The 11,647-nt window shown below is 55.9% G+C and carries 12 protein-coding genes; 5 read left to right on the forward strand and 7 right to left on the reverse strand.

All coding sequences use genetic code 11. From position 1 onward, the window contains the following. Positions 1-1,123 (forward strand): H-type lectin domain-containing protein (locus tag AAF465_04975; GenBank protein MEM7082063.1); only part of this gene is annotated, 1,123 nt, incomplete at its 5' end. Between the two features lie 70 nt (positions 1,124-1,193). On the opposite strand, the gene AAF465_04980 is transcribed toward AAF465_04975, so the two are convergent. The 3 genes from AAF465_04980 to AAF465_04990 form a co-directional block, all read right to left on the reverse strand. Beyond that, positions 1,194-2,303 (reverse strand): GGDEF domain-containing protein, encoded by a 1,110-nt coding sequence (locus AAF465_04980; protein MEM7082064.1) that lies wholly within the window; start codon positions 2,301-2,303, stop codon positions 1,194-1,196. A gap of 206 nt (positions 2,304-2,509) precedes the next feature. After that, positions 2,510-3,913, reverse strand: a complete 1,404-nt coding sequence (locus tag AAF465_04985) for a DUF1501 domain-containing protein (GenBank protein MEM7082065.1) — start codon at positions 3,911-3,913, stop codon at positions 2,510-2,512. A gap of 26 nt (positions 3,914-3,939) precedes the next feature. Next, on the reverse strand, positions 3,940-5,799 hold the full coding sequence (locus AAF465_04990; GenBank protein MEM7082066.1) for a DUF1800 family protein: 1,860 nt from the start codon (positions 5,797-5,799) through the stop codon (positions 3,940-3,942). 148 nt (positions 5,800-5,947) lie between these two features. On the opposite strand from AAF465_04990, the gene AAF465_04995 reads away from it, so the two are divergent. From AAF465_04995 to AAF465_05005, 3 genes are all read left to right on the forward strand, one after another. Further along, the gene (locus tag AAF465_04995; GenBank protein ID MEM7082067.1) at positions 5,948-6,619 is read left to right on the forward strand and encodes a response regulator transcription factor; all 672 of its coding nucleotides are present in this window, start codon (positions 5,948-5,950) and stop codon (positions 6,617-6,619) included. Next, complete coding sequence (locus tag AAF465_05000; protein ID MEM7082068.1) at positions 6,612-8,288, forward strand: HAMP domain-containing sensor histidine kinase; 1,677 nt, start codon at positions 6,612-6,614, stop codon at positions 8,286-8,288. The genes AAF465_04995 and AAF465_05000 overlap by 8 nt, the downstream gene beginning before the upstream one ends. Positions 8,289-8,424: 136 nt before the next feature. Then, on the forward strand, positions 8,425-8,799 hold the full coding sequence (locus AAF465_05005; GenBank protein MEM7082069.1) for a thrombospondin type 3 repeat-containing protein: 375 nt from the start codon (positions 8,425-8,427) through the stop codon (positions 8,797-8,799). 132 nt (positions 8,800-8,931) lie between these two features. On the opposite strand, the gene AAF465_05010 is transcribed toward AAF465_05005, so the two are convergent. After that, complete coding sequence (locus AAF465_05010; GenBank protein MEM7082070.1) at positions 8,932-9,393, reverse strand: YHS domain-containing (seleno)protein; 462 nt, start codon at positions 9,391-9,393, stop codon at positions 8,932-8,934. 28 nt (positions 9,394-9,421) lie between these two features. Next, entirely contained in the window at positions 9,422-9,742 is a 321-nt protein-coding gene (gene trxA / locus AAF465_05015) for a thioredoxin (protein MEM7082071.1), read from the reverse strand. Positions 9,743-9,985: 243 nt separating this feature from the next. Here trxA and AAF465_05020 point away from each other — a divergent pair, with 243 nt between their 5' ends. Continuing rightward, the gene (locus AAF465_05020) at positions 9,986-10,876 is read left to right on the forward strand and encodes an AraC family transcriptional regulator (protein ID MEM7082072.1); all 891 of its coding nucleotides are present in this window, start codon (positions 9,986-9,988) and stop codon (positions 10,874-10,876) included. A gap of 21 nt (positions 10,877-10,897) precedes the next feature. On the opposite strand, the gene AAF465_05025 is transcribed toward AAF465_05020, so the two are convergent. Beyond that, a complete protein-coding gene (locus tag AAF465_05025) occupies positions 10,898-11,224 on the reverse strand; it encodes a hypothetical protein (protein ID MEM7082073.1) in 327 nt (108 codons plus the stop codon). Positions 11,225-11,299: 75 nt separating this feature from the next. Then, the gene (locus AAF465_05030) at positions 11,300-11,509 is read right to left on the reverse strand and encodes a hypothetical protein (GenBank protein MEM7082074.1); all 210 of its coding nucleotides are present in this window, start codon (positions 11,507-11,509) and stop codon (positions 11,300-11,302) included. Between the last annotated feature and the right edge of the window lie 138 nt (positions 11,510-11,647).

Genomic DNA, 11,647 nt, shown 5'->3' on the forward strand with positions numbered 1-11,647 from the left:
CGGTGATGGTGTGGGTGACAACGGTGATGCGTTCCCGAACGATCCAACCGAAACGGCCGACAGCGATGGCGATGGTGTGGGGGATAATGCGGATGTGTTTCCGAACGATCCAGCCGAGACTGCCGACAGCGACGGTGATGGCGTGGGTGACAACGGTGATGCATTCCCGAACGATCCAACCGAAACGGCCGACAGCGATGGCGATGGCGTTGGGGACAATGCGGATGCGTTTCCGAATGATCCGACCGAAACGGCTGACAGTGACGGTGATGGCATTGGCGACAACGCCGACCCCTTCCCGAACGACCCCAACCTCCCGAATGGCAGTGTGGCGTATCAGGCAGGCTCCATTACGATCGAACAGCCCGACGGCAATACCTGGTTCAGCGTGTCGTTTGATACCGAGTTTGCGGCAACACCTGTGGTTGTGATGGGTCCGATTACCCTCAATGGCGGCCATCCGGTCACACTGCGCGTGCGCAACGTAACCAGTGCTGGCTTTGAGTATCAGATGGACGAATGGGAATATCTCGATGGCTATCACACAACCGAGACGTTCAGCTGGCTGGCAATGATGCCGGGTCGTCATGAGTTGGGGTCACTGAGCGTCGAGGCCGGTTCCATCACCGCCACCAACGCACGCGCGACCTACAGCTTCGATGAGCCCTTTGCGGCCGCACCAATGCTGCTCAGTCAGGTGGTGACGGTTAATGAGGCCACCGCGGTGACAACACGTCAGCGCACGATTAGCGGCGGCAGTTTCCAGCTGGAGCTCGAAGAAGAAGAGGCGCTCGTCTCGTCCGGCCATGCAGCCGAGACCGTGCACTACATTGCGATCGAGTATGGTGCGAGTGATTTGCCCGACGGGCAGTCAATCGGCGCAGGTGCAACCGGCAACTCGGTTACGCATACCTGGACGACCGCATCGTTTGGCTCAGATTACAGTGGCGGTATCTTCCTCGCCGCCATGCAAACGACAGATGGCGGCGATACGTCGAATGTGCGCTATCGGAACCTAAGCGGAACAAGCGTTGAGGTGACGATTGACGAGGAACAGTCGGCTAACTCAGAGATCAATCACACCTCAGAAGTGGTTGGTTGGCTAAGATTAACGCTGCCCTAGCGTGGCGTAGCGGTCGAATCGAGCCCGGCCGCCTGGCCGGGCTTTCTGTGCGCCAACTCCCGGTATGGCGCTAGGAGGCATCCAAGCCGTGAAACGGCGACCAGGTGCCCGTGCTTGTATAATTGTTCGGTTCTCCGGCAAGGAAGGTGCGATTGCGTCCTGCGCGTTTGGCTTCGTACAAGGCGCCATCCGCTCGCTTGTACCACTGGTCCGCATTCTCGCCTTCCAGCAGTTCAGCCACGCCCAGCGACACGGTGACCTGCAAAAGCTGTTTGGGGTTGTTACACGACGGTATTTGTAATGCGGAAACCGCCGCGCGCAGTGACTCGCTCAGGCGCCGCGCGACGCTTAACCCGGCCCCTTCCACCACCACGACAAATTCTTCCCCACCGACGCGAAAACAGTGATCCGAGGCGCGGACGTTCTCGCGAATACACTCGGCAACTGCGATCAGTACACGGTCGCCTGCTGCGTGGCCAAATTCGTCATTGATGTTCTTGAAGTGATCGATGTCGAGCATGATTAAGGTCAGGGATTGCACGGCCGATTCAGGGCGATCGATTAACGCAGCAATCGTTTCATCCATGGCCCGTCGATTAGAGGTGCCGGTTAGCGGATCCATAAGGGCCATAGCGCGCATCCGCCGCCGTTGTGTCAATGTGAGCGCTGAAAAGGCCGTTGCGATAAGTACCGTGAGGACCAGCGAGAAAAAGAGCACTGGCGTAATGCGCGAATCTTGTTCCGCCATTAACGGCGGTAAAGCGGCAAGACTCGCCACGGTAATTAACCCGATCGCTTCTTTGGGTTTCAATAAAAAAAACAGACTGACCAGCAAGGGAAACGCCCAGTAGATATGTTCGCTGCCGTTGAAATAAATGTTAGCGGTAAGCCCCGACACGCACATCAATGACATAACGGCGTTGGCCAGGCGCACGGCCTTCCCGCGAAACAGGCTCCACGCGACCCAGGCGAAGGTGAGTGTGATCACTACGTTTACGATGGCGAGCGGGTAGTGCCCTTGAATACTTCGAATCGCCACAAACGGGAGTACCGCAACAAATCCACTCAACGCCAACAGAAGCGGAAGCAACGATTCGATGTCGAGCGCCCGAAGTCGGTCGACGGCAAAGAAGGCGTGCGCTCGGCTCGGAGGCGGCTGGCTGGGAGGATAGGGCTTCAACGATACCGCCACGAGAATTTAGGGGTGTATCAGGGTTTTCGGCAGGTTGAGCGAAATCTTTAGTGATATCCGGTGATAGGGACCGCCCCGGGCTGCCGCTGCGCACTCCTCGATCGAACCACTGGGGTGTGTCGTTGCTGCGGTATTGATTACCGGCAGGGACCATCGTTAAACGCGAAGGGTCTGGATCGAGTGTGTGCCGCGCGCTAAATAAACGGTAAGACGGGGGAGGCCGAAAAATTGCTCAGGTTTGGCAGGGCTTGCCCCAGGTCCGCGTTGCTCAGCCCAAACCACCGACCCAACGGTGCGGCCAACTCTTCAACGGCGGTCGTGGGAATCAGTCGACCGCTGCCGGAATCTTGATCATGGCCCAATGTGGCCGGTGGAAGCCGCCCGTAGATGGCACCCCCTTGAACGGCGCCGCCGACCACAAAATGATGACCGCCCCAGCCGTGATCGGTGCCGTCGCCATTGACAGCGAGCGTTCGACCAAAATCTGAGGCGGTGAAGAGGGTGACCTGTTGAGACAGTCCCTGCGCGATCATCTCAGCTTGAAAAGCCGATACAGCACCATCGATCTGCGTGAGCAGGCCCGGCAAACTGGTTGCCTGAGCGGAATGTGTGTCGAAGCCGCCCAGACCGACAAAAAACACCTGGCGGTTTGCCTGCAGTCCTGAGCGGACGCTAATCGATTGCGCCACCGCCCGAAGTTGTGCGCCCAATGGGGACGCGGGGAACGCTGTGGTCAGCGGTTGAGCGCTCAGCAGCGCCGCGTTGTAAAGCGTATTACTGTCAATCGCGTCTCGGTGTGCGTTGGCCATATCAAGACCAAACAGGTTGCTGCCTTTATATTGTTCGTTTCGCAGCACGGATCGAACCGCTTGCAACGGCGCGGTGTTCCCCGACTCTTGGGCCAGAATCTCGAATTCTTCGAGCAGTTCGATACGCGCTGCGCCCTGGGGGCTGATGTTGTAGGGCTGGGCGGTTTGACCACTGAGAAACAGCCCATCGCCTATGCTGCTGATAGCGGAAAATTCCGGCGAGCCATTACCGGCGAGCAGCGCATCGGCGAATCGTCCGCCCCAGCCAAACAGAGCCCCTTCAGGCGCGCTCGCCTGCCAGGTGGCCTGCTGGTCATTGTGCGAAAACAGTCGAGCGGGTAGCGGCACCGACTCTTGCTCAAACGACAGACGATCGGTCGCCTGCAGTAGAGGGCCGACATTGCCGATGATCGCGGCATTGCCCTGATCATAGAGCGCTTTCAATCCCGCCAGTTCTGGCGGCAGTGCGTAGCGCCGCGCACCAAATTGCGCTGGATCCTGAGTGGTCAGCGGCAAGAGATTCTCGCGAGCACGAGCGGTACCCTGCGCCTGAAACAGCGAGCTTCGCAGCGAAGCAAATTGATCGTACGACGCCTGATCGTAGGGCAAGACCGTGTCGTGACAATCCAGTCCACCAAACAGAAAAACGCACACCAACGCTTTGTAATCATTGGACTGGGCGGCGTGCGCGTCGAATCCGCACAGGGCCTGGCCGACCCCAGACAAGCTGGCAAGCGCGAGCGAAGAGGCGGCTGAATTAGAAAGAAACTGTCGTCGAGTCAGTGGCATGTTGTGTCTCCAACAAGAATTCGAATTTAGCGTTGAACAAGAAAGTCAGGAGAGAGCATGACCAGTAACACGGCATGCCAAACCAGTTCCTCACTCTCTAGGCCCGCTTCGTCTCTGAGCGTGGTCAGTGCTGATACAACATGCACACGCTGCTCGGTTCGCATTGATCCATAGGTGAGTTTGGTAGCCAGATGATCCACCAACATCGTCAGATTGCTGACAAGGACGAGTTCTTCTGTGTAGTCAGGATTAAAACTCTGTGGAGCAAGAGACGCATCCAGGTTGATGCCGTTATTTTGAAAAATCTCCACTAGCTCGTCGACATCGTCTTCGGCGATGCCACCCCGAATAACCGCCGCCATAAAATTAGCGTAGCCCGGTGTCGACGACGCATTGACGATCTGTAGCTCGGGGGCGGTCAGACCCGCTGAGGCGGTTTGCGTACCGGGTGCCATGTAGCCGGGTCGAAAAAAGTTGAAAACCGACGTGGCGCGATAGGGGTGTTGAGCAAAAGCGTTGGAATCGGATGTATCCCATAGCGACAACACAAGCTCGGGTGTGACCGTGCCGACGTTAAACGCGCGTGCCCAGGCGGTGAAACGCAAGATTGGCTCGCGCACTTTGCCCAGTGTCGGCGTGACCAAGCTCGATGCGGAACGCACCTCCGGATCGAACAGCACGGCGGCGACGGTAGCACCGAGGTCCCCTCGTTTCTCGGCGCCAACCGCGCGTCCATCGGGGAGTACAAATCGACCGCGATCGAATGCCGCGCTCACCCTGGCGATATAGTCGGGGCTTGGGCTGCTGACGGTAAGACGCTGGATCAGTTGACGCCCGATAAAAGGCCCGACGTTGGGATGGGCAAAAATGGCGTCCAGCGCCAGTCGAATACTCTCACGCGCTGGTGTAAACGGCGGAATAGTCGTATTAAGAAACGTCTTTTCAGAAGTAGAGTGATCGATCTCTTCGATCGACATGGGCCGTTGCCATTCTGGAAACAAACGATCCGGAAAAGCTGGGTCTTCAACAAAATCGAGGTTCAGCCCAGTGAATACTTTAGCAAGGCCGGTAATATCAGCATTGGTGTAGGTTTCGATAGGTTGGCCGTTCGTGTTGAGTTTTGGCGTGCCGTCTGGATTGAGTTCGACCAGACCGATCGAAAACAGCTGAAGAATTTCGCGAGCGTAGTTTTCGTCGGGCATGCGACCGGTCAATGGATCGGCTTTTTTACTGCCGGCATAGGTCAAGTAGTGACCCATTGCGGGCGCATACGTAATCTCTTCCAGCAAGTCTCGATAGTTACCAAAAGCCTGACGACGAAGAATATCTTGATACCACGATACGGCATGCGGAATGTCCGTGAGCACTTCGCCGCCGGCGTTGGACACCACAAAAATTTCAGAAAGCGCAAAGGCAATGCGTTGACGAAGCTGATCACTACCAGCAATGGCATGGGTCCAAAAGGCGATGGTCGCGGTTTCTACCGAGACCTCGGTAATTTCCTCTGGATCGTTTTGAAGGCCCAGCAGCCGCGCGAATTCGGGCATGATGTAACTGGCAGGCTTTGCACGCTCGTCAAGAAACCACGACGAAGCGCTTTTGCCGACCAGCGAGTCAATTTGTGTGGGCGTTGGACCAAACGTTGACTGAGTAAGAAAACGCGCCGTGCGATCGCGTGTCGAAAACGTTAAGTCCTGAGCAATTGGCGCACTGGGACTAGCCGGTTGGGTGGGCAGGTCGACGGGGTCTGGCGCGCCGCCTGAATCAATCAATGCCTGGTCGGTTGGTGCATCAGACGGACTGGTGCCACCACCGCAGCCATTCAGGATAATCGCCAATACAAACAGCCAGCCGAGGCGTGACGTGAGGTGTCGTAGTCTTGTCATAACGTGTCTCAACGATTTGTGCCCGACGTTCAGGCTACAAAACCTTGGATGGCGACAGGATGGACGCAACATGAACAATTTTTAATGTGACAGCCGCCCATGGGGCCGCGCTAGAATAGAGCCCATAAACGGGAACATTGAACGTCCTATGAATATTTTGCTCGCTGAAGACGACCCAGAAATCAGTGCCTTTCTTATCAAAGGGCTCAGCCAGGCCGGCCATACGGCGCAAGCTGTCGCGGACGGGGACACGGCGCTAATCGAGGCATCGCACGGAGCGTTTGATGTGCTCATACTCGATCGTATGCTGCCCGGCACCGATGGCCTCAGTATTGTCAAAGCACTCAGGGCGATGGGCTGTAACACACCCGTGCTGATTTTGAGCGCCATGGGGGATGTCGACCATCGCGTCGAAGGTCTTCGCGCCGGATCGGACGACTACCTCACCAAGCCGTTTGCCTTTAGCGAAGTGCTGGCTCGCGTTGAGGCACTGGGGCGCCGCCCTCACCCAACAGCGCAAGCAACTGAACTGCGCGTTGCCGACCTTGAGATCGATCGTCTGACCCGCGTTGCGACACGAGCCGGTGTTGAACTAGAGCTGTTGCCGCGCGAGTACGCGCTGCTTGAATACCTGATCGAACACGCCAATCAAATTGTGACGCGCACGATGTTGCTCGAGCAGCTGTGGGGCCTGCACTTCGATCCGAAAACCAATATCGTCGATGTGCATATTTCGCGATTGCGTCAGAAGGTCGACAAAGGCCACGAACACGCCTTGATTCACACCATTCGTGGCATGGGATACGCGCTTCGTGGCTGAACGCGCCTGGCTACGGAGTTCGAGTCTGCGCGTGGCGGTGTGGTTGACGCTGGTGATCTGGTTGACCTCATCGGGCGTGATGGTGGCGATTGTCGCGCTCTCCGAGCGCGCCATGCTATCGCCGGTTTCAGCGGCACTGGACGAGCACATTGATCTGCTCGTCGAGCAGGTGGCTGAAGATGAGTTTGCGTTTTTCCCGTGGTTCGATAGGGAGCTCGATGAGCGTTTAGTGGACATCGATGATCTTGACGAAGACGATGAGGAACGATTGCTCGATGATTACGCGGCACACTTGCAGGAGGCCAGCGTTATCACTGACGATGTGGGTGAATCGGTTCGCGTCCGGTTATGGCTTCTGGGCTATGCCGAGCAACCCGGCCGCATTGATCGGCCATTGGCATACTATGCGGTGCTGATACTCGAACAGCTGCCCGACGCCACGCATGACTTTGTGATCGAGCGACTGAAACGTCGAGAGCGAGAATGGCCTGAGCGGTGGCGTTGGGAAACGATGTCTATAGCCGAGCGTACCGAGCTGCTCATTCATGCGCCAATGGATGATCCAAGCGATCGTCGCTGTGTGCGGGATAGCGAAAGCAACCGCACCGCCCCATGGCGCCGGGTGTTTGAAAAAGGCGATTACAGCGCCTTCAATGTTCCCTCCGACCGATTGGGTTCTGAACAGAGAGTGTGTTGGGCGAAGGCGTTACCGTTAGGGACGACAAGGGTGATCACGTACGGCATCGAGGCGACCGATACCCTAAACGCGGTGCAGACGAATCGCCGCTGGCGGGCTATCGGTGTCGGCGCGAGCTTATTGCTCTCGATTCTCTTAGGTGGAGTGTTAGGGCGCACCATTTATTCTCGTCTCCATGTGATTAATGTGCTCACCGAACGGGTGCGCGAGGGCGACCTTGATCATCGGCTTCGACTGCGTGGCACCGGAGACGATTTCGATCGACTTAGCACCAATGTAAACGCGATGTTAGATCGAATTGTTGACTTGATGAATGGCGTCAAAGAAGTGTCCGACAATATTGCGCATGATCTACGCTCACCGCTGACACGACTTCGCAATCGAATCGAACAACTGGAGCAAATGGCGTCACCCACCGCAGAGGATATTCGACCGATTGCCGAACAGACCGATGAGCTGTTGGCCATGTTCACGTCGCTGCTGCGCATTGCGCAACTTGAGCAAAAAGCACAGAGGCAGCCGTTTGCAACGCTAGACCTGGCCGAGGTTGCAAAAGAAGTTGTCGATCTTTACGAGCCTGTTTTCGCGGAGTCCGGTAGTCGGTTGACGCTCACTCTCCCCAGTGGATCGGCATTGATTACCGGCGACCGCCCTTTGTGGATGCAGGTGTTTAACAACCTTCTTGAGAATTCACTCAAATACGCCGCCGAGAGTCCACGTGTGTCGATTGCGATGCAATCCGCCGATCGTCATTGGATTGTGCAAGTTAGAGATCAAGGACCGGGTGTACCAGAGCACGCGCTGGAGCGACTGACCGAACGTTTTTACCGAGCAGAGAGTCACCGTGAGCGAGGCGGCACCGGGCTTGGATTGGCACTGGTGGCGGCCATTTGTCGCGTGCACAACGCGACCATCGATTTTGCGAATGACGGCGGGTTGGTTGTTACGATTCGCGTCGAGAAACGGGCCTAACGATCGTGTGTGGTATCGTTGGATTATGACGATAAGGTGCGTACCAGCACGAAAACAATCTTGCATGACTTCTTATAGAAACGGATCAGCGAAACATAGGTTTATTCTTGGCTTGTGGATCGTGTTGGCCATGCCGATGCCTACTGTTGCTTCGAATAATCTTGTTGATATTTCACGCCTAGGGATACAGGACACCGACGGCGACGGCGTCACCGACCAGTTCGATAACTGCACTCTCATACCGAATCCCTCGCAGTTTGATGCCGATGAAGACGGATTCGGTAATCGTTGTGATGCCGATTTTGATAACAACTGTGCGGTTAATTTCCTGGATGTGATTCGCTATAAAGCGGCCTTTAATTCGTTCCAAGGCGACCCGAATTACGATCCCGTTGTCGATATTTCGGAGAACGGCGCGATCAATTTTCTCGACTACATTATGATTACCGGCACGTTTCTTCTCGAACCGGGGCCGAGCAACGTGGAATGTTCGGTTTTGCCGTCGAGTTAGATCTTCTGCACGACAGCAGGCTTCGCGAACGTTAGCTCGATAAAAAAGGCGGATCGACCTTCGCCGATCCGCCAAAAAAGCGCTCACGTATTTAGGGGGTTGGGGGAAAGCGCTGTTGATTCTGAGTAGTAATTAGAGCTGGCCGGCCGGAACGTCTTTGATACGCGGCCAGTGACCCTCTGCTTTCACGATATTGTTGGGGATGTCTTTCTTCCAGCTGTCGTACACCTTCAGATTCTTGTTGACGTAGAGCCGTCCTTCAACAATGCGAAATGCCTTGCCGTCGACATCAAATTTTTTCCCGAACGACGTACCCAGTGCGCAATAGCCACCGTAGGCTGGCGCGTACTTATCTGGATTGGCGCGAAAAAGATCGCGATTTTGGGCGGAGGCGAAGCGATACACAGCACCCTCATGTTGCGCCGTGTAGTCGGCCGAGCCCAGCACCGCTTTGTCCTCGGTGAAGTACGCCACCGCATCGTGACCGGCGAGGATGACGTCGTTGGCGTCAGTGGCCGTCTCGGTGCCGGCCATTGCCAGCGAAGTAATCCACACGGCGGTAAAGAGTGAAGCTAATTTGATCAGTGTTTTCATGACAATCTCCAATAGGGTAGTTTGATATTCAGTGGGCGCCGATCAGCGATTCGAGCTGTGGCTGGGTTTGTACGCCGACGCGTGTTTCCTGTGCCTGGCCTTCTTTGAACAGGATGAGAGTCGGGATGCTGCGCACGCCAAACTGGCGAGCCAGATCCGGCGCGTCGTCGATGTTGATCTTTACGACGTCCAATGCATCGGCCCGATCGGCGGCCAGCGTGTCCAACAACGGTGACTGGGCCTTACAAGGCGCGCACCAGTCGGCGTAGAAATCCACAAGCACCGGGCGATCGGCCTGCAGTACATCGGCTTGGAAAGTGGTTTCGGTTGTGTGCTTAACCTGTGACATAGCGTTTCTCCGTCAGATCGGCCTCAGCGCCGACTTGTTGTTTCAGTGGAGATACTGTAATTTTTAAGAAGAAAATTAACTATGCCGAAAAATACTGAAAATATGTCCGAAATCGTTGTGGTGACTCGAAATCTGGCAATTTTCCGCTTTTATTTTGCTTAAGTAGTTGATTGAAAAGTTGTTCTTTATTCGACATCGGGCGGAGCCATGACCCAAACAGCAGAGTCAACAGAACCTACGGCAATGAGCGATCCGCTCAGTGAATTACTCCAAAAAGTACGTTTCTCAGCCTCGGTGTTTTTTCGTGCCGAGTATTGCGGAAACTGGGCGGTGGATACTTCCGGGTCTCGGCAAGTGCCATTTCATCTGGTTACGCACGGGGAGGGCTGGTTGCATACCGATGGGGAATCGCCCACGCGTCTGATGACCGGACACCTTGTGCTGTTTCCCAATGACGCGCCGCATGTGCTCTCGGCTTCCGAAGAAGAGCCCGATCCCACGGTGATTAATGCACCCCCAGCGGATCATATGGAGGGGGCCGTAACGCGATTGGTTTGTGGGTATTTTTCATTTGACGAGAAAGCGGCCGCGCCACTGCTGGCCAGTTTGCCCGGCACTATGTTGCTTAATCTGAGCGATGCTTCGAGTTCCGGCGCCCGCGAGCTAGTACAGCTTTGGATGCGCGAGGCGGCGGAAAACGCATTGGGCAGTGACGTTGCGGTAGATCGTTTTGCCGAACTGGTGTTTATCCAGGCCTTGCGGTGTCAGATGTCGATGGGCCGACTCACCGGTGTCATCGGCGCGTTGGCGGACAAACGGCTGGGTCCCATACTGGGCAACATTCATCGACACCCTGGCGCGCCGCATACACTCAAAGAAATGGCGTCATCGGCGCTTTTAAGTGAATCGGCGTTCACACAGCGCTTTAAGAAACAGGTCGGTATGACGCCAGGCAATTACGTGCGTCACTGGCGAATGCAGTCAGCCGCTCGGCTCTTGACCGATACCGATCTGTCGATGGGCGCGATTGCGGAACGCGTGGGATACGAATCGGAGGTGGCCTTTCGCAAAGCCTTCAGCACGCATTTTGAGCAGACCCCTGGTCGGTATCGACGCGGCACACACAGTGCGTGACTCGACGGCCGCGCTAAGCGATTAGTTTGGGATAACTGATTTCAAATAGAGCGTGCCGTCCTCGGCTTCTCGATATTCGAGCATGCGCCCCGACTCGATGTCCATGTCCTCGGGCACCATAATTACGACGGACTCTCCCGTGAGCCGCATGCGCGCATTGACCGCACGCCACGTCACATCTTGTGCGACCACTGCAGCTGGTTTCGGTGAGGTGGTATCGACGTCCGTGGAGGTGATTGACGATGGTGGCGTTTCCACATCCGTATTCGGCGGCGTGGGGGTATCGTTGCCACAGGCGGTAAGAAAAATGCCCAGCGCGATAAGCGCCATTGTCTTTGTGCGGTTCATGATTGGTTTCCATCGTGCGAGAACCGCGCCATGGTAGCGCACTTGGGTCGCGGTGAACATGCGACGCAATCTGAATCAACGTGCTATCGGTGGTGTTCCGAAGTATTCGAGCTTTAGCCGATCGGATGTTTCTTCGTCGAGCACCTCGACCTCAAAAGCATCCGCACAGGTGGATTCGAGGTCAAGCGCAGTGGTATCTGCCCGTGCCTTTTTCTCCACAAAGTCATAGTAGCTGGTGGAGCGCGATGACACTCTTCGAACGCGATAAGTCAGAGGTCGGTTCATGATCGGTCTGCCTATTGGGTCTGATCGGCCTACTTTTTTTGCCGGTACCGTGTAAGGCGACATTTCGCTTCGGATTCCCTCATGTTCCACGTCATTTAGAACCAATCAACTCATGTATCCGAATGACAGACTGCCATG

This window comes from Pseudomonadota bacterium (assembly GCA_039028935.1).
Classification (GTDB): domain Bacteria; phylum Pseudomonadota; class Gammaproteobacteria; order Steroidobacterales; family SZUA-146; genus SZUA-146.